Source organism: Arcicella lustrica, from assembly GCF_034930985.1.
GTDB lineage: Bacteria > Bacteroidota > Bacteroidia > Cytophagales > Spirosomataceae > Arcicella > Arcicella lustrica.
Window position 1 is genome coordinate 101,906 of sequence record NZ_JAYGIM010000010.1, and the last position, 20,144, is coordinate 122,049.

At 36.1% G+C, this 20,144-nt stretch carries 15 protein-coding genes; 4 read left to right on the top strand and 11 right to left on the bottom strand.

The window, feature by feature from the left end; translation table 11 throughout:
• Positions 1–33 precede the first annotated feature (33 nt).
• The 5 genes from VB798_RS13915 to VB798_RS13935 all read right to left on the bottom strand — a co-directional run bounded on the left by VB798_RS13915 (position 34) and on the right by VB798_RS13935 (position 5,014).
• Entirely contained in the window at positions 34–1,431 is a 1,398-nt protein-coding gene (locus VB798_RS13915) for a hypothetical protein (RefSeq protein ID WP_323259299.1), read from the bottom strand.
• An 81-nt stretch (positions 1,432–1,512) separates the two neighbouring features.
• Entirely contained in the window at positions 1,513–1,941 is a 429-nt protein-coding gene (locus tag VB798_RS13920) for a DsrE family protein (RefSeq protein ID WP_323259301.1), read from the bottom strand.
• Positions 1,938–3,032, bottom strand: a complete 1,095-nt coding sequence (locus VB798_RS13925) for a c-type cytochrome (protein ID WP_323259303.1) — start codon at positions 3,030–3,032, stop codon at positions 1,938–1,940. The genes VB798_RS13920 and VB798_RS13925 overlap by 4 nt, the downstream gene beginning before the upstream one ends.
• An 8-nt stretch (positions 3,033–3,040) precedes the next feature.
• The gene (locus VB798_RS13930) at positions 3,041–3,451 is read right to left on the bottom strand and encodes a rhodanese-like domain-containing protein (RefSeq protein ID WP_323259305.1); all 411 of its coding nucleotides are present in this window, start codon (positions 3,449–3,451) and stop codon (positions 3,041–3,043) included.
• Between the two features lie 141 nt (positions 3,452–3,592).
• Entirely contained in the window at positions 3,593–5,014 is a 1,422-nt protein-coding gene (locus VB798_RS13935) for an MBL fold metallo-hydrolase (protein ID WP_323259307.1), read from the bottom strand.
• 149 nt (positions 5,015–5,163) lie between these two features.
• Here VB798_RS13935 and VB798_RS13940 point away from each other — a divergent pair, with 149 nt between their 5' ends.
• Entirely contained in the window at positions 5,164–5,730 is a 567-nt protein-coding gene (locus VB798_RS13940; protein ID WP_323259308.1) for a Crp/Fnr family transcriptional regulator, read from the top strand.
• Between the two features lie 63 nt (positions 5,731–5,793).
• The gene (locus tag VB798_RS13945) at positions 5,794–6,996 is read left to right on the top strand and encodes an MFS transporter (protein ID WP_323259310.1); all 1,203 of its coding nucleotides are present in this window, start codon (positions 5,794–5,796) and stop codon (positions 6,994–6,996) included.
• A 54-nt stretch (positions 6,997–7,050) separates the two neighbouring features.
• Here VB798_RS13945 and VB798_RS13950 read toward each other — a convergent pair whose 3' ends face one another.
• Positions 7,051–8,037 (bottom strand): App1 family protein, encoded by a 987-nt coding sequence (locus VB798_RS13950; RefSeq protein WP_323259312.1) that lies wholly within the window; start codon positions 8,035–8,037, stop codon positions 7,051–7,053.
• A 62-nt stretch (positions 8,038–8,099) separates the two neighbouring features.
• Between VB798_RS13950 and VB798_RS13955 the strand changes: the two genes are divergently transcribed.
• Positions 8,100–8,984 carry a diacylglycerol/lipid kinase family protein gene (locus tag VB798_RS13955; protein ID WP_323259313.1) on the top strand — a complete coding sequence of 295 codons (885 nt, stop codon included), beginning with the start codon at positions 8,100–8,102 and terminating at the stop codon, positions 8,982–8,984.
• 197 nt (positions 8,985–9,181) lie between these two features.
• Positions 9,182–10,276, top strand: coding sequence for an AI-2E family transporter (locus VB798_RS13960; protein ID WP_323259315.1), 1,095 nt, complete (start codon positions 9,182–9,184; stop codon positions 10,274–10,276).
• Between the two features lie 115 nt (positions 10,277–10,391).
• On the opposite strand, the gene VB798_RS13965 is transcribed toward VB798_RS13960, so the two are convergent.
• From VB798_RS13965 to VB798_RS13985, 5 genes are all read right to left on the bottom strand, one after another.
• The gene (locus VB798_RS13965; protein ID WP_323259317.1) at positions 10,392–11,441 is read right to left on the bottom strand and encodes a sugar phosphate isomerase/epimerase family protein; all 1,050 of its coding nucleotides are present in this window, start codon (positions 11,439–11,441) and stop codon (positions 10,392–10,394) included.
• Between the two features lie 1,004 nt (positions 11,442–12,445).
• On the bottom strand, positions 12,446–15,247 hold the full coding sequence (locus tag VB798_RS13970) for a DUF7133 domain-containing protein (RefSeq protein WP_323259319.1): 2,802 nt from the start codon (positions 15,245–15,247) through the stop codon (positions 12,446–12,448).
• 348 nt (positions 15,248–15,595) lie between these two features.
• On the bottom strand, positions 15,596–17,311 hold the full coding sequence (locus VB798_RS13975; protein WP_323259320.1) for a GMC family oxidoreductase: 1,716 nt from the start codon (positions 17,309–17,311) through the stop codon (positions 15,596–15,598).
• A gap of 92 nt (positions 17,312–17,403) precedes the next feature.
• On the bottom strand, positions 17,404–18,027 hold the full coding sequence (locus tag VB798_RS13980; protein WP_323259322.1) for a gluconate 2-dehydrogenase subunit 3 family protein: 624 nt from the start codon (positions 18,025–18,027) through the stop codon (positions 17,404–17,406).
• A 332-nt stretch (positions 18,028–18,359) separates the two neighbouring features.
• Positions 18,360–19,883: a carboxylesterase/lipase family protein gene (locus VB798_RS13985; RefSeq protein WP_323259324.1), complete on the bottom strand. Its 1,524-nt coding sequence runs from the start codon at positions 19,881–19,883 to the stop codon at positions 18,360–18,362.
• Between the last annotated feature and the right edge of the window lie 261 nt (positions 19,884–20,144).

Below are 20,144 nucleotides of genomic sequence, written 5' to 3' on the forward strand. Positions count from 1 at the left end.
AGAGGCTGTTTTAATCAAAAACAGCCTCTAAAATTAAAACTGATAGTTGAAAATCACATTCCATTGCGACATATTTACTTTGTTAATCACGTAACGTTTATTGTTATACGTTTCTCCTCGATTATCTTTTCTGACAAATAATACTTGTGCCGTAAGTCCTTTCAAAAAGCCTGAAAACTGATAATTGATATTGCCAATAAACTGTGTATAATCTGCAAAACCGTATTTGTTCAGACGAGTATTTTTGGCATCTGGATAACGATAATATCCATAGCCCAATTCTACTTTTAAGGCTTTCTTAAAATATGATTTCCCTAATTTTGTTGAGTAAGCCCAAACATCGCCCGCACCTTCATTTCTTTCTCTGGCTAAAAAAGTATAAAATTGTTCAACGCCCCATTCTCTGGGCATTAAGAAACGCCCTTCGCCCGTAATTCTTCCCATATTCAAAGAACTTTCCCAAGTATCAAAATTATATCCTAAACGAGTATTGATAATCAAAGAACAATTATCTACAGGAAAATATGCTTTGACGATATCAGCATTTCCGCCATTTCCTGTAGCATTTTGTCTAACTAATAAAGTACCGAAAAACCAACGATGATTTACTTTTTGCAAGCTGTATTCTGTTTTCAGATAAGCCGTATTGAAAACATTTTCAACCAAAATGTCACCTAAGATTACCGTAATTTGTGGTTTTGGTTGATAATAAATTTCTAATATCCCCAAACCAGCACTTTGTGTTTGATTGGCATATTGAGATTTACTCCCATCTGGATTTACGCCAGAAGGATAATAACCAATGGAGTTTTCAACAGAATACCAATGAGTTGTAGAACGTGGAGCGATTCGCCAAATCAAATCTGACTTAATTTTGAATTGCTTATTTACTTTCCAGTCTATTCCTAAACCTTGCACATAAGTTGGCGACATTCTACCATCTTGGGCATTGATAAATAAATTTTTAGGTAAATAATTTCCTAAGATGATTGTACCTTTTTTGAATTGATACTTTATGTGAAAATCTTGCAAACGAAACAATAAATCTTTTCGATTAACATCCGTGACATCGTACAAGCCTATTTCATAACGATTGGGTGTTTTGGTGATAGAGTCTAATTGTGTAAAATCCGGAGAATTAATGTTCTGATTTACAAAAGCACTTATCCCAAACTGAAAACCTTTGTATGCCAAAGTACGATAAGCTAAGCCAAAACCAATGGCTATGGCAGCGTAATCAAAAAGCTTCGCTTCGTTGTCGGTAGCCATTGACATTAATCGACTTTGTCCACTCCACTTCCCTTTGATAAAAATATCTTTAATGCTGATAGAATCTTTAGGATTCACTGTGGAAACCAAAGAATTTTGCCCAAAACCTTGAAGCGAAATCATCAAGATAATGGGCAAAAAGACACTCAATCGTTTGGTCATTAATGGTTTTGAATTGTTATTAATTCAAAATTATAAAAAGCACCAACCAAGTTTTGTGACAAATGTTACACTGACTAAAAATTAATAGCCAGCCTTAATATAAGACCAACCTTCTTCTTGTTTTAACGCTAATTCTATTAAACCAACAGGTACGTAAATGGCTTGTGGTAATATTTGGTCTTTTGATAATTTCTGAGCCTTCATGGTATTTTCACAAACGGCAAAAACTACGCCTTTATCTTTCAAAGCCTGAATTTCCGATTCTAAAACACTTTTATCTTTGCGCATAAAGTCTATGCCTTTGTTGTGAACCACTACTTCTAATTTTGCGTCTGTCCAAACTGCTAAAACATTATTTAATTGTTTCGTTAAAGAACGATAAGCAGAAGTATCTGCTGTTGATAAATGAAATACGATTTTGTGTTCTTTCATACTTGTCTGTTTTTGTGCCATTAATGAACTTGAAGTCATTAATATTAAGGCAAAAATGCCCATAAATACATTTTTCATAAGGAAGCTATTGGGGTTTTATTAAGTTGATTTTTCTTTTTATCGTGGCTTTTATGCCAATCTTTTATGGCTTTATAAGGACCAAATTTATGTTGTTCTTCCGTGAAAGGGTCAGCATAAGGACCAAAAGGATGATCAAAGGGTTTGCTGGCAACATCTGGCCAATCTTTACTTAAATCCTTTTCAGGTCTTGGCATCGAATTAATAAAAGCCGCTACGTCCCAAGCTTCTTCGTTACTTAATTGCGGACTATCATAATTTACGCCCAAAGGCATATTATATTTTACATAACCCGCTAAATTACTGATTCTGAACAAACCTGCACCAGTATTATAGCTATGTTTTCCCCATAAAGGTGGATAGGTATAAGCTTTGGCATTTTCGGCTAGTACTCCTGCTCCATTGGCCTGATGACAGGTTTGGCATTTGGCTTCATAAACTAATCTTCCTTTGGTGGGGTCGCTGGCACGGCTCAACATTGGAATTTTAAAAATACCTGCTCCACGAGGCATTTTCTTTTTAGGAACATCCGAACCTATCCATTTGATATATGCTAAAATACTCTGCATTTCTCTACTGTTTGAATCTAAAGCTTTTCCGTTCAAACTTCTTTCAAAGCAATCATTAACTCTTTTAATTTGATTTTCAATCTTGCCCGAACGAGCTCTAAATTTAGGATAAGTAGCTTCTACTGCACCATAATTATTGCCCCAAGCTTTTTTGCCTGCATCTAAATGACAATTTTGACAATTCATTCCGTTAGATATTGCTTTTACACTTCCATTAGGTCCTAAATACTCAGCGGTATGAGCAATCAATTGTTCGCCATATTGTATTTTTTTCTTTGTTTCATTGTCAACTTGCATCAATCGCCAGTTGGCTGGTGCTTGCCAAAGATGGCTGAAATTTGTATCTGGCATGACATACTTTGGCTTATTTTCTGTACTTGTTTGATTGGGCATAACTTCACTCAAAGCCATTTGAAATAGGAAAATAACGAAGAGTAATTCCAAAACGATAATCGTTACTGATAACCACCGAAAAGATGACGACAAAGAACTAAGCGTTTTTTGTATTTCTGAAGATTTCATCACGACAATCAATTATTATTTTTTACAACCGAAAAGCCTTTTTCCTTCCAAGCCTCAATACCACCTTCAAGATTATAAACATGCTCGAACCCATTTCCTGCTAAAACACTGGCAGCCGCAGCACTTCTTCCTCCTGTGGCACAATATACAAATACCGTTTTATTTTTATCTAATTGGGCTATTTTTTGCTCAAAATTATCGGCGGTATAATCTACTTGTATCGCTTCTGGAATAATGCCTGATGCTACTTCTATATCTGTTCTTACATCCAAAATTAGGAGATTCTTATTGCTCACTATTAAGCTTTTAAATTCTACACTATTGATATTTTTAAGGGATTGTGTATTTGAACAACTCGTTAAAACAAGGAATAAAACCACAAACCAATAATCAATCTTTGAGAACAATCTTTTTTTCATGATGAATAATTTTAAAATATGAGAAAGTAAAATAGCAAAATCTTCCTCTAGCTTGTCAGTGATAAATGTTACAGAAATGAAAAAGGGTTTAATATCCTGAAGATACCAAACCCTTTTTAAAATGTATAATTATAAGATTAATTACAAAAGTGAAGTCGGACAAACGTAATCTGTCACTGCTAATTTGCCTACTTTTTTGATGGCTGAAAAACCGCCACTTACATCTACTAAATTATCAAAACCACGAGCTTTCAAAATTGAAATCGCAATCATCGAACGATAGCCCCCCGCACAATGAATATAATTAAGCTCGTCTTTTTTTAACTGTGCCATATTAGCATTGAGCGTTTCTAAAGGCAAATTCTCAATACCAACAACGTGTTCAGACAAATACTCATTTTTTCTGCGCACATCGAAATATGCCAATGTTGGGTTTTCTTTGAATAATTGACTAAACTCTTCTGCAGATAAGCTTTGTACTTGGTCAATTGGCTTTCCTGCTTTTTCCCAAGCTTCAAAACCGCCTTCCAAAAAGCCAATACAATTATCATAACCTACACGAGCTAAACGAATAATGGCTTCTTCTTGCTTTCCCTTTTCAGTAATTAACAAAATTGGGTGTTTTAAATCTGGAATTAAAGTACCTACCCAAGTAGCGAATTGTCCTTCTAAACCGATATTAATGGCTTTTGGGATAAAACCTTTGGCAAAAACAGAAGCATCACGAACATCTAAAACAAGGGCATCTACTTCATTGGCTACGGTTTCAAAAGTTTCAGGAGATAAGGCTTTGGTACTCCGGTCTATTACCGTATCCAAACTTTCATAACCTTTAATGTTCATCAACACATTTTTAGGGAAATAGGCTGGAGGCGGAGTCAAGCCAGTTAAAATTTCCTTTATAAATTGTTCTTTCATCAATGTGGGGTTCAAAGCATAATTTACTTTCTTTTGGTTCCCCAATGTATCAGTGGTTTCTTTACTCATATTTTTCCCGCAGGCACTGCCTGCTCCGTGGTTTGGATAGACGATTAAATCATCCGATAAAGGCATGATTTTATTGCGAAGAGAATCATACAAATAGCTTGCCAATTTTTCTTGTGTTAAGTCCGCTATTACATGTTGTGCCAAATCCGGGCGACCAACATCGCCAATAAATAGAGTATCGCCTGAAAAAATGGCAACATCTTTTCCATTTTCATCCATCAATAAATAACAAGACGATTCCATTGTATGCCCTGGCGTATGCAATACTTTGATACTGATTTTACCGAGTTTAAATACTTGTCCATCTTCCGCAACGATAGCTTCATAAGCTGGTTTAGCAATTGGACCAAAAATAATTTTCGCTCCTGTTTTTGCTGCTAAATCTAAATGTCCCGAAACAAAATCAGCATGAAAATGGGTTTCAAAAACATATTTAATCTGTGCTTTGTCACGCTCAGCACGGTCTATATAAGGTTTTGTTTCACGTAATGGATCAATAATGGCAACTTCTCCTTCTGATTCGATGTAATAAGCTGCTTCAGCTAAGCATCCAGTATAAATTTGCTCTACTTTCATCGTTTTTAGTGGTTTGTTTACAAAAATATTAAACAAATGTATGTCGAAACCTTACACATTTACTGTAACATTTCTCACATAAACATTATGATTATTGTCAGTTTTTATAAAATAAGCCTACATTTGTGTCAAAAGCATTTTGAATCTCCTTGAAAGAATTAATCGCATATTTTGATACTTTCCAACCACTTTCTCAAGAAGCCATTGAGGCAATCACTGCCATTTGCAAACCAGTCAATCTCTCAAAAAACAAAGATTTACAGCCAATAGGTCATACTTGTAAAACCATTTATTTTATCAAAAAAGGCATTGCTCGCATTTATTATTTTAAAGATGAAATGGATATTACTGAGAGCTTTGCTTTTGAAGGTGCTATTGTGGCAAGAATAGAAAGTCTTTTTACAAACAAACCTTCTCGCAAAGCCATACAAATGCTAGAAGATTCGGAACTGGTAGCCATTGATGCTAAACAGTTATTCAAATTGTATGATACCTTCCCAATGATTGAAAGACTATTCCGTAAAATCTTTGAAGCCGCCTATGTAGAGTCTGTCAATCGAGTGGAAAGTATTCAATTTCATCTTGCCGACGAGCGGTATAATACTTTAATGAAAGAATCTCCTAACATTTTACAAAGAGTACCGCTTAAATATATTGCTTCTTATTTTTTAGGTATTACTCAAGTAAGTTTAAGCCGTATCAGAGCGATAAAATGATTATTTATCTTATGATAAATTTTGCAAAAATCTTCTAGCATACCTTTGCAAAAAGGATTAAAAATGATGGAAGCAAAATTAGGGCTTAAAGAAAACTGGCAACAATTCACACTTTTAGTGATTGTCAACGCATTTGTGGGCGGAATGGTTGGCTTAGAGCGCTCTATTATTCCTCAATTGGCGGAACATGAATTTGGAATTGTTTCTAAAGTAGCGATACTTTCTTTTATCACAGCTTTTGGTTTTAGTAAAGCTGTTGCCAACTATTTTGCAGGACGTTTTGCTGATAAAATAGGAAGGAAAAATCTCTTGACAATCGGCTGGTTGATGGCTTTGCCAATTCCATTTATCTTGATTTATGCAAATAATTGGCAATGGGTAATTGTTGCCAATATGCTTTTGGGTTTTAGCCAAGGGATTACTTGGAGCAGTACCGTTGTAATGAAAATGGATTTAGTCGGCGAAAAAAACAGAGGTTTAGCAAAGGGTTTAAACGAATTTGCGGGCTATTTATCAGTTGGGATGGTCGCTTTTCTCACAGCTTATATTGCCGACAATTATGGCATTCGTCCTTATCCATTTTACTTGGGCATTTTCATGGCTGTTGTTGGGTTAATTTTATCTCTCTTTTGGGTGAAAGATACTCGCCATTTTGTAGCACAAGAAGGAAAAGAATCCAACATCATCAAAGCTGAAAATGTATTTTGGAACACTACTGTTAAAGACAAAACCTTGAGTTCCGTTACCCAAGCAGGGCTCATCAATAACTTGAACGATGGGATGATTTGGGGTTTATTGCCCATTCTCTTATGGCAATTAAAATTATCGACGCCACAGATTGGCATTATTACGGCTATTTATCCAAGTATTTGGGGTGTCGGGCAAATTGTTACAGGACGCCTATCGGATGTACTTTCAAAAAAGAAAATGCTTTTTTGGGGAATGTTTTTGCAAGGAATCGCTATTATTTTACTGATTTATACCCGCAATTTCTACTTATTGGCTATTCTTTCCGCTTTATTGGGAATTGGCACAGCTTTGGTATATCCTACATTTCTTAGCAGTATTGGGCAAGCAACGAACCCTAGCCAAAGAGCAGAAAGCATTGGTGTTTTTCGCCTTTGGAGAGATTTAGGCTATGCTTTCGGTGCTATCATTTCAGGTATTATTGCCGACCGGATGGGCTTGAATTATGCTATTGTTTTCATTGGTGTACTTACCATTCTGTCATCAATTATTATTCAAGTGAGAATGCCCGAAAAATAATGCGTTGATGGAATATAATATTTTGTTCGATAATCTGTGACAAAAAATAACAGACTAAACAATTAATCCTATTGATTTTGCATGAGAAATGGCTTGGTCTGTATGCTCAAACTGACAAGTATGGATAGCTTTATTTTTTATAGCCTTCATCAAGGATGAAGTGATTCCTACTTTTTTAGGACTAACATTTCTGATATAAATTGCCATTACTCTATCAGGATATTTATTGGCAATTCCTGCATAAATAGCCGGGTCCTTTTGCGAATTATCACCCAATAATACAAATCGTTGCTTCGGAAAGGCTTCAAATATCCTTGCAACTCTAATTAATTTTCCTTGATGTTTGGTCTTCCCTGTTTTTAATAATTGATACCAACGTTTTATCTCGTTCAATAAAAATACACCTTTTGGTAATTGATTATGCTTAAAAAAGACATTCAAATCATCATACAAATTCCATTCGCTACTGGATACATAAAAGAAAGGATTCAATAAACGGGGTTCGGTATGAGCCAACGAAAGTAATTTGTAGAACTTCACCACATCGGCAAAAGTTTTTCTGCTCAGTGGATTTTTAGTAAACATTACTCTTAATTTTTTCCCTGTAGAAGCCGAATGCGAAACCAATACGGTATCGTCGATGTCGGAAATAAAGCCATATTGAGTAGCTTCTGGTACAAAAATTTTACCTTCGCCAGTAGTTAATATTTTATTTTCAGGGTTTACTAAATCCACCGATACATCATGCCAACCCGCAGTAATCTTTTGGGTGGATTTCCATTCAAACTTAAAAAAACCATCTTTGGCTGTGGTGCTATAAAAAAACTGATTCTCCCATCTTAAGCGTACTTTAACACCGGCAATAGGTTTAACAGAAAATACTTTAATTAAATGTTTGATATTTGATAAAACGCCATTACTTGTGGAAGCCTTTGGCGGTTTTCCTGCTAAAACATGACCATAAACAATAAGATTATCTTGATGCCCATATCCATGATATACTTTTACGGTGGCAGGGGCTTGGTATGATTTTTTAGTCATAATAATATAAAATTGAAAGGTACTAAAATAGATTGCTTAGCGCAATTATGAACGAGTTATTTATGCTTGAAAAACACACCCTTAAAATACTCTTTGTCATCAATACTGGTGCAGGGAGTAGCTCCAGAGATTGGTCTTCATTAATCGCTGAATACTTTGTCTTAAAAAAAACAATCATTGAAATATATGATTTACAAAAGAATTGTACCATCGAGGGCATTAAAGAAAAAATTTCACAGTTTGCCCCTAGTCAAGTAGTAGCTGTTGGCGGTGATGGAACAGTAAAATTGGTTGCAGAATCTTTAATTCATAGTCATATTCCTTTAGGGATACTCCCAGCAGGTTCTGCAAATGGCTTGGCAAAAGAATTAGGAATTAGCAATAATCCAGAAAAAGCCTTAGAAACGCTACTGATGGGAGTAACGAAGAAAGTCCATTTAACCAATATCAATGAACAATTATGTATTCATCTGAGCGATATTGGACTGAATGCCTATGCGATGAAAAAATTTAAACATCAAGGAATTAGAGGGATGTGGGGCTATTTAATCGCCTCTTTAAAGGTACTTTGGCAAAACCCTTTGATGCAAATAGAGATAGAAACTAATGGTGAAATCCATCATTTAAAGGCAGAAATGATTGTGATTGCCAACGCTACACAATATGGAAGTGGTGCTGTAATTAATCCAATCGGGAAGTTAGATGATGGTCTGTTTGAGGTTGTGGTTTTGAAAAAAATATCACCTTATGAAATCTTCAAAATGACATTTTTGAATGATGAATACGATGCTGAAAAAATAGAGATTTTTCAGACCTCATCACTCAAAATGCGTTCTGTCAGAAAAGTACATTTTCAAATTGATGGAGAATATTTGGGCAAAGTAAAAGAAGTAAATGCCGACATCATTCCTGATGCGCTTGAAATTATTGTTCCTGAAATGTCATAGACCGCCATTTCTAGCTTACAGGACTAAAGCTTAAGTAGTACTATCTTAATAAACTTTCCGAAAAAATTACCTAAAATGACTTCTATAATATGATAAACCCTAAATATTTTGAAAATTGCGAAGCGATTATTTCTTCCAAAATATTCTTGTGAAGTCCAAGCAATTCATTTGGCTTTTTGCTAACCAAAGATTTAATTATGACTATTACTAACACTTCTGTTATCAAAAAAACGCTTCTTATCTTTCTAGTTATTGCAGGTTTAATTTTTGCTAAAGCATTTTTGATTCCTTTATTTATCGGCAGTATTTTGGCTACACTTTTTATTCCTTTTAGTAATCTTCTTGAAAAATATGGTATTCCGAAAGTATTAGCAGCTTTTATTTGCCTGCTCACTTTGGTGTTGATTATGTCGGGATTAGTGGCTTTGCTTGCTTGGAAAATTGCAGAATTGGTCAACGATGTTGAATTAATTAAACAAAAAGCGATTGCTTCAGGTGTTGAAGCTCAAGAGTACATCTTCAATCATCTTGGTATTTCGGTTGAACAACAATCTAACATATTAAAGCAAGAACAGCCTTCGCTCAGTAGTATTATGCAATTGACTTTTTCCTCTATTACTTCACTGATTACGAACCTTATTTTATTACTTGCTTATGTTTTTTTCCTTTTGTATTATCGGAAACATATTAAACAATTTTTCTTGAAACTGGCGAAACCTGCTCAGCAACAAGAAATGAGCGAAATTCTCAGCAAAGCCACTCACGTTTCACAACAATATTTGTTCGGCTTATCAAAAATGATTGTTTGCTTGTGGATTATGTATAGCATCGGGTTTAGTATTTTAGGCGTAAAGAATGCCATCTTTTTCGCTATTCTTTGTGGTTTATTAGAAATTGTACCTTTCGTTGGAAACATTACTGGTACTACACTTACTGTTTTGGTAACGGCTTTGCACGGTGCGCCTCTTTCTGTACTGGGTGGTATAGTGGCAGTTTATGGCACCGTTCAATTTATACAAGGTTGGGTGTTAGAACCACTTATTTTAGGTCCACAAGTAAAAATCAATCCCTTATTTACCATCATTGCTTTAGTTGTTGGCGAGCTGATTTGGGGTATTCCGGGAATTATTTTAGCGATACCATTGACAGCCATTTTAAAGATTGTGTGCGACCATATCGAATCTTTGAAACCTTATGGTTTTTTAATCGGCGAAATTGAATACGAAAACCAAGAGAATACTTTGCTAACAAAATTGAACAAGCAAATATTAAAACTCAGTAAGCGTAAATGAATCATACAATTAATTCAGCAGGTTATGATAAAAATCAAAAAAGCCTAAGATTTTACTCCTAAGCTTTTTTGACACTCGTTATCGTTTAAAAAATGGTTTTCGACTGAAAAAACATTTAACTCAAAGCTTTTCTACAATACTCTACGCATCTTTTTACTTCCGCAACCGAAGTTGAACCTTCTGGGATTTTGTATTCCAATTCTACCGTAGCAGGGAAATTATACTTTTGAGTTTTCATCAAATTCAATACTTCTGTAATAGGCGTATCGCCTTGTCCCCACATCACATTGCCTTTGCCATGCTCTGGTGTTTGGCGGTCTTTGATGTGCATACTGACAATTTTATCATGCTTTTGTTTAATAAAATCCAAAGGATTCTGATTACCAGCAGCCACAAAATGTCCTAAATCTATGTTCAGTGCATTCGCTGGCGACTGTGCTAAAGCAGTATCCCAGAAAGTAGGCGTTTGCTGTTCGTGACCATGATAGCCAACTTTGATACCATACTTTTGGGCAATTGTTCCCAATTTCAAGGTATGAGCATCATTACTTGGGTGTTCGAGCGTCACTTGGCTTGCTCCCAAAGCTTTAGCGGCTTTCATACCATATTCAATTTCAGCATCCGTATTTTGCATTCCGAAAGCATTCGGTTTGAAAGCATAAATTTTCACACCTGCATCATTGTACATCTTACGAACCTGTTCAAACTTATCCATCGAAGCCGACAAACGCCATTTACTTACTTCGGTATTATAGGCTTTCATTTGCGTTTCTGCTTCTGCTAAGGTTTTTTGTTCGTCTTCAGTAAGTTCTTTTTTCTCACTTCTTTTTCTCATTAATGGGAAAACCGCACGCATATCCACTGGGTTTTTAGGTTTTCCTGCAAAAGACTCTGCCGGGTCACCCATCAATTCAATGGCACTTACACCAGCATCCAATACATACTTTAGCGTAGCTTCCGCACTTTGGTCGGGCATATCTCTGAAAGAATAAGTAATAACGCCAATTTGTACTCCATTAATGAGCGAGTTAGGTTGGTTAAGATTACGAATAATGGCTGGAGCAGCCCAAATTTTGTTAGCTCCTAATACGGCACCAGCAACCAAAGCCGAAGTAGTTCCTAAAAACTGGCGGCGAGAAGAGGATGAGCTTTGTTCGTTTTTCATGTTGTTCAGTTTTAGTGTTTTTGATACGGTTGAAATATCTTTCAAAAGAAAGTACAAAAGCAATTTATTTTAATTATTCTTAGATATAATTGTACAATAAATTGCATTTTCTCAAAAGTAATTCATTTATCATAAAAAAACAGCCGAAAAACGACAAGTGACAGAGAATAACAGATAATCAAGCCTATTGCTTCGATTTATTTAGCATTTGTAAATATTAAAGTATCTTAAATTTTACTCAGTTTAGATAAGCTGATATTCTTAAGATTTGATAGATTTGTAAAGTAAGATTTTTAAGTGGTTGTAGGAGTGCTTTGCTCAACCAACGACCTGCCCTAAAAAAAAATCAATCATTATAATATTGATGGTATTACCAAGGAATCTGTAATTAAATACTTAAAAAATAAAATAGATTGCTATGGATTTTAATAGAATAATTAAACTTTTAGCCATTTTTAATGCAATGGCATTCTTATATATTTATATTAGTGTTGTCTACAATATGAGATTTTTACTTATTGACGATTATACTGGTGTAATGTTTTCGGGATTAATATTTTTAAGTTCATTAGTAAATTTACTAATATTTTTATTCGCTGTCTTGTTTAAAAAGACCTTTAAATTGTCATTAAATATTGATGATGCATCCAAATATATATTAATAAATATCATAGTATTTTTTGTTTATATGTATTGGGGACTTGGATATCAACCATAGCATACCCCTCGCTTGGCGTAGTCTTAGACTACGTCAGAGTGTAAGTCCTTCTTAGAAGGAAATACCTAGTAAGCAACGGCTAGTGGTATATGAAGTACACAACTTGGAATAATTATAAAATGCCTTGCATTTTTGCAATGTAACATTGTAGTACACACTGACGTAGTGAAAAACACTACCCCAAGCAGGGGGGAAATACTTTATAAAATGCTTCTAAAACACAATTTCTGTCAGCAACTGTCAGCAATCACTGACAGCCGATAACCGAAAGCTGAAAGCCATGACATTATTTCTGCCCATAAATTTTCAATTGTCGCATCGACCAAGGAATATCATCGCCATCTTTTGGAACACTTGCTTCTAGTTTAATGCGTACAAACTTAGCTTTTGTGGAATTCAATGAAATGATATTCTCGCCTTCATTTCCTTTAATATTTGGTATATTTTCTTGCCAAGTGTTGCCATCAACGGACGTTTCAAGAATAAATTCTCTCGGATAGGTTTGAATAAACGGAATAGGAGTATTGGGTTTGAACTGCCAACCTTTTTTAACATTCTGTGGCGCATTAAAATGTATTTCCGAAACAGCCATAACCGTAGGAAGTTCTACTTGATACCACATTCCTTTTTCTTGATTAATCCCAGTTGACCAACCTTCATAAGTAAAGGCACTCAATGGAGAAACGTTTCCGCCAATACGAGTAGAAGCTGTATGGCTTGCAGTAACTTTCAAACCATCTTGCACTAAGATTTCTTTCGGAACAGATTTTAATAATTTATCATGTTGATAAATTGTTTTTTGCTCCGCCGTTCTAGCCCTAATTTTCGCTACTTGTTGAGGCGTAATCAAAGAAGCATCATTCGATAAACCATTTCTGATATAGGAAACTACGTCTGCAACCCATTCGTCAGATTGTTCTTTCATACTTGCCATGATGCCAGCAGTGTAAGTTTTACCGTCAATTGCACCTTCCATTCCATGCAAAATTGCTCTTACTGCATACTCTGGATGTGACTGAATACGAAGTGACCCAGCCAAAGCAGGTGCCATTAATTTGCCAGCTCCAGCAGGTGTACCCATTCCATTATTTCCGTGACATTGCGAACATAATTCATTGTAAATTACTGCGCCTCTCGCTACTACTTCTTTTTGTTCTTTACTTAATTCTGGCGCACCAAATGGACCCATATTTCTGCTTTTCGGAGGTGTGATAATTTGTTCACCAATTAATTTTACTCCTAGAGCTTTGTTCTTTTCCATCGCCATTTTGATATTGCTATCTAAATTGGGTAAATTCAAAAACTTAGCCGTCATCATCGCTTGAATCACGACGTCTGTATTGAGGTCGCTCAAACTACTAGTATAATTTGCTTCTAAACTTTTTTCGCCCGCTTTGTACAAAGTTTCGCTCGCTCTAAGTGCCTGAATGCGAATACGTGGATTTGAATCTTTGAATAGTTTTTGAAGTACATTCGTTTTCAAAGCGCCCAAACCTTCTAATGACCATAACGCATGAATTCTAGCTAACACATTTTTATTGGTCAACACCATCGCATTTAGAGCTGGCACAACCGACAGGTCTTTTCGTAAAACGATTAATTGTTGTGCTGCATCTCTTCTCCAGCCGTTTGGATGTTCTAAATGTTTTACCAAAGTAGCAGTACTTTCATTCAACATTTTAGGCTGATTTTTATCACGCTCTTTTCCATCATACGTAATTCGCCAAATTCTGCCCAAACCCACTACTTTATCTAATTGATATTGTTCAATTTTGGTCCGAAGATATGTCCCTTTTTGTGTCCATTGTCCTTCTTGAATAATGCCATGATACATATCCACGATGTAAAGCGTACCATCTGGCGCAGTTGCCATATCGACAGGTCTAAACAATGGGTCAGTTGAACGCAAGAATTCAGATTTTTGGTCTTGATACACATTATGAAGTGTAGTGAGTCCTTCTGTAACCACAGGATTTACTTGTCTGACAATTCTTGCTACAGGTTCACCATAGAAGTATTGTCCTTTCAGTTTATCAGGAAGACGGTCGCCACGAAAAACATCATTTCCAGCCGAGCCCGTTACCCTGTTCAAAGAACCATCAGGCTGACGCACTTCATCCATACCACCTTGTACGTCAGCTAATTTTATCGCTGCACCCCAAGGAACATCAAAGCCTTTCGCAAACTCGTTCGGTACTTCAAAATTGCCATATTGTACAGGAAACTGGAAATGAGAAGGCAAGCCACTTGCTCCACCTTGAAACCAGAGTTTCCCGTCATCATCATGCGTTACACCCCATTGCGCTCTGTTGAAACCCGTTTTCTCACGAATCACTCCGTTGGGAGTTTCTCTTACTCTAAAAGCATTTACAGTACTGTATAGCCAGTTGTCCATGCCATAATACATAAAAGCTTGCTGATGTTCTACATTGCCCGAACGACCATATTTCGTTGTAAAAAGCTCTTTTTTGTCCGCTTTTCCGTCGCCGTTTGTGTCAGTATATTTATAAACATTATCCGCATCCGATTCCATCGTGAGAATACAATCCTTACCATAAGGCAGTACAAAACGAGGGAAAATCAGGTTGTCGATAAAAATTGTTCCAGATTCATATACGCCATCATTATTTTTATCTTCCCAACGAGAAATTCTGCTAGTTGGCTCTAATTCATTTTTAGAATCTGCATCCAGCATATAGGAACGAAGCTCTAACACATACATTCTGCCGTTTCCATCAAAGGCAATAGCACCCGGTTGTTGAATGGCTGGTTCAGTAAGAATAGGTTGGATATGGTAGCCAGGAGGTAATAAGAAATGTTTGGTTTCTTCATCCGCTGTTAATGGCTGAACAGGCTGTTTAGGAGTTAAATCTATGTCTTTCCAATTTTCATCGTTAGGGTCAACGCCATCAGGAAGTTTTACTTTTGGAAGACTATCCAATGATACAAATGGAAGTTTTTGGATAAAGTATTTTTTCTTTTGAGGATCGGAAATGATAAAAGAACATAATACAAATGCCAGTAAAGTAACCATTAAACCAACTTTAATCTTTGATTTTGAATGAGCAACCTGAAACTTATTTTTCATTTTTTTATGATATAATTGGATTAAAATAATGATTTTCAAAAGTAGCTATTTTAGATTAAAGTATTTGAAGAAAAACGACCATTACCATATAATACCAGACAACTCGACCTTTAGAACCGATTTTAAGCATTTGTTGATAGATGAACAGCATAATTAAAACAGAAACCTTTTTTAAGAAGATTCATGAAGAAGAGTATCAATAGAAAAAAACTTTCGTATAAGTCTCCCTCAATAAACATAAAAAATCCACTTAGATTATAAGTGGATTTTATTAAAATGAATATCAAAAACAATTTTCAAAGGATAGCTATTAAAACGCTAGCTTTAATTTCATTATCCCTAATTTCATCAAAGTTCTCTTTTCTTCAGGGCTTTCACGGCATAATCTGCTGCACGAGCAGTTAAAGCCATGTAAGTAATAGAAGGATTCACACAAGAAGACGAAGTCATCGCTGCACCATCAGTCACAAAAACATTTTTTACCGAATGTACTTGGTTGAAAGCATTCAAAACAGACGTTTTTGGGTCACGACCCATACGAGCAGTTCCCATTTCGTGAATACCCAAACCTAAATGTACTTCTGGGCGGTTGTAGCCAGTAATATTCTTGAAGCCAGCAGCATCCATCATTTCCATTGCCGAATTCATAATATCTTTTCGCATCATGATTTCGTTTTCGCCGAAAGCTGCATCAAAAACAATCATTGGTACGCCCCATTTATCTTTACGAGTAGCGTCGAGGTACATACGATTTTCTGGATTCGGTAATACTTCGCCAAAACCACCAAAACCGATAGACCACTGCCCCGGTTTGGTTAAATCTTTTTTGAAATCTGCTCCAAAGCCATCAGTATTTAGGCCTCTGTTCCAGCCCTCACGACTTGCTCCGCCCTGATAACCAAAGCCTCTGAGATAAGATTGTTTATCATTTCCCCAATTTCGGAAACGTGGAATGTATAGGGCATTAGGGCGTTGTCCGTAAACATAATCATCCAGAAAACCTTCAACAGTTGCCGTTGCACCAACGCCCAAGTGATGGTCCATAATATTTCTGCCTACTTGGTCGCTATCGTTTCCTAAGCCATTCGTAAAACGGCTTGATTTAGAATTGAGCAATAAAGCCGCTGTATTCATTGAACCTGCATTCAAGAAGATAATTTTTGCAAAATACTCTTCTACTTGCATGGTGTTTTGGTTAATTACACGCACGCCTGTGGCTCTTTGTTTTTGTTCGTCATAAATAATTTCCGAAACGATGCTATCATGCAAAATACTCAATCGTTTGGTCAAGATTGCTGCGGGAATTGCCCCTGATAAAGAACTGTAATACGCACCATACGGACAGCCACGAGCACATTTATTGCGGTACTGACACGAAGCTCTGCCCAATTTAGTATGTATTTCTTGTGGCTGAGAAAGATTTGCAACACGCCCAACCGTAACAGGACGGTTGAATTTGTCGAGCATCATTTTTTTGAAATGAAGTTCAGGAGCAAACAATGGCATAGCAGGCAAGAAATGTCCATCTGGTAAAACATCTAAGCCTTCTTTTTGACCGCTAACGCCTACAAATTTTTCTACATGAGTGTACCACGGCTCTAAATCTTCATATCGAATGGGCCAATCTATGCCTACACCTTCTTTGGCATTGGCTTCAAAATCTTGTCTATTAAATCGGTAAGATTGTCGTCCCCAGTGCATCGATTTTCCACCAGTATGGTAGGCACGTATCCAGTCGAATGGACGTTTCTCTATATACGGATTGTTTTTATCATTGGTAAAGTGTCCGCCAGTTTCTTCGTTAGCTAAATTCCCGAAACGCTTATTAGCCCAAAGTTCTTCTGCTGAATGTGCCGTTACTTTTCCACGATGTTCAAAATCCCAAGGTTCTTTCATGGCGGTGTCATAATCTTGCGGATGCTTGATTTCACGACCACGTTCTATCATCAACACATTTAGTCCTTTTTCTGTCAGTTCTTTTGCGGCGAAACCACCCGTCATTCCCGAACCCACGACTATCGCATCAAAAGTATTATTTTTATTGGCTTTTAAATTCAAATTCATGTTTGAAAGGTTTTAAAAATTGAGTGATTCATGCTTGATTTCAAAATTTCAATCATAAATCTTTTATTGAAATTCCTAAATCACATTGTAAATCAATAAGCATACGATTTTTGGTTAGGCTTCAATTTGATATTTTCAACCTTTCCCGGAATCTGTACGTACTCAAAAGAAGCTTTGATACCCGCTTCGGAAGTGAAATAGCCCAAGAGCGTTAATTCTTTAATCAACCGCCAGAAAGGTAGTCCTTTAGGTGCTTTTTTGATGTCCTCATGGTCATCGTTATCGCCCATTTTGGTTTGTTTCATTTGGCGAGCTTTCATTTCTGCTTTGGTTTCTTGTTCCAAATATTTAAGCACTCCATGGCGTTCGCTCTGATTCATATCCAAGAATTTGGCTTGTTCTATCGAAGTCAAACCTTCTACAAAACTCAAATGTTCGGCTTGTGCGTAGCAATCTTTGAGCATCATTTCGATAAAAGCAGGAACGCCCACATCTTTAGCTCCGGGCGACGCTTCGCCAGGAGTATCGGTTTGTGGGATAATCAATTCTGCAATTTCAGCAACAATCTTTCGCTGTGTTTCTGTTAGACTGAAAGCAGCAATACTGGTATTGGCTTTTATTCCTTGCTCCCAATGATTCATCGCCATGAGTGTTGGAGCAGAAAATGTCCCACCCAATATCAAAGCTACATTTTTAATGACCTCTCTTCTGTTCATTTTATTTACAGGATTGAATAATTTTAAGAAACAAATATATTTATTCAATACTGAATTCCATTCACAAAGGCTTATTTTAATTCTTATCTATTTTATTTTGAGGGTAGAGTACATGGATATATAAGTAGATACAGTTTAATGTCTATCATTTGCTCAAACTTTGTTCTATAAAAAGTGAAGGGGAATAACAAGAGTGTTCATGATTTGAATATGTATATTTATGAAGGACTTTAAGGTGATGTAAAACCAGTACTCAAGTTCGAGCATCCAAAATCGTTTAACGATGGATGCTCTGTTTGAGTGCTCTTTTGTAAAAAACCATTATGGATAAACTATTTCACTTCTAAAAAATCAAATTCTTTTTTCAAAAAACCTGTTTTAGATTCTATTTTATCATCCACTACCAGAATTTCTCCTTTTTGTTTGTCATAACTTTTCCATAGCGGTAAGTTTTGCCCATTCGGGTTTCCTGTTTTGGCAAAATTGACCCAGTACGATGAAAATGTATTTTCTATTTCTTTGTCTAATGCTTGCCACGGACGATTCCAAGTATGCAAAGTATGAAGTACATAAGGTACTTCGGAAGTATGAAAAGCACCATAATTTTGGAAATTGGGCTTATCTGGTGGCACGTGTCCGAATTGATAAACATAACTTGCTTTGCTATTAAAACTTGCTAACAGGTGTGAAGGCAAACCGGCAAAACCTAATAAAGTTAATTTTTGTTTGGCAACTTTTACTTCATCAGTTGTTGTGGCAGGGAAAATACTTAAATAGCTATCAGCTCTATCGCCGTATTTTGTTTGAGCTTCTTTTTTGTAGTCTTCAACAGTCATTTTGGTATCTCCCAAAAAACTTCCATCGCCTGTTACCCAACCTGTTAAAATCGGGGTTTGGTTATGCAAGCCTTTTTGAAAATGTTCAAATAAATTCAAAGGTAAAACATAGCCGTCCATCGTTGTGCCAAATCTGCCAACTTCTTGGTTATTGCTCAATATTTGTAATTCTTGAGCTGATTTTTTTCTCAGTTCAGCAATAGAATTAGTATTCGCTTTCTTCATAAAAGCAAGACCTTGCGACTCTGCTTTTTCTAAATTCTGGCTAAGCATATTCGATAACAAACCACCACTTTGTGGAATAGCTTTGTGAAATAAGCCTTTTGCCAAAGGTGAAGCTATCAAAGCCGTTACACTAAAAGCTCCAGCTGATTGTCCAGCAATCGTGACATTGCTTGGATCTCCACCAAAGGCAGCGATATTTTTTTGTACCCATTTCAAAGCCGCAATTTGGTCTAAAAAGCCATAATTTCCGGAAGCCTGATAACCTGATTCTTTCGTTAATTCAGGATGAGCCATAAAACCAAAAATGCCAACACGGTAATTGATGCTCACGAAAACTACTCCTTTTTTTGCCATTTCTTCACCATCGTAAATGGCACAATTTGTAGAACCACTATTCAAACCACCGCCATAAATCCACACTAATACAGGATGTTTTTCGGATTTTGATTTTGCTGTTGTCCAAACATTGAGGTACAGACAATCTTCGTTGAGGGGCTCTGGTTGAGCAATAAACTCTTCAGTCCAACAATAGAACGGCTGAGGTTTATTTTGCATAGGACTTGCCGAAAAGTTTGTACACTCTTTGATACCTTTCCAGTTTTGTACTGCTTGTGGAGCTTTCCAACGCAAATCGCCCACTGGTGGAGCAGCAAAAGGAATACCTTTAAAAATACGAACAGTATTGTCTGAATTGTTCAAGCCTTGGACTTTACCATTAGTTGTTGTTACAATTGATTTTTGAGCTTTTACAAACATTGGAAAGCTCAAAAAGAGTAATAAGAGGATTTTTTTCATAGTCTTGTTTTTGGAATACGGCTGTAAATTTCAATCAAATTTACTCATAATCATAAAAACCTTTTCCTCCATTTTCCTATTCTCCTTTGGTTTATTTTTCGACTACTGTGAGCGACACTCAAATGGTTTAAACGAATGCTTGATTGGACTAAAAAGAATATAGAGACAGTCGTGACAATCAATTGTCTCTTATCCAAAAATTTTCAGTTACTATGTCTGAAAATTAATAAAAGCCATGTGCATGTTATGTGCTAAAAGTCT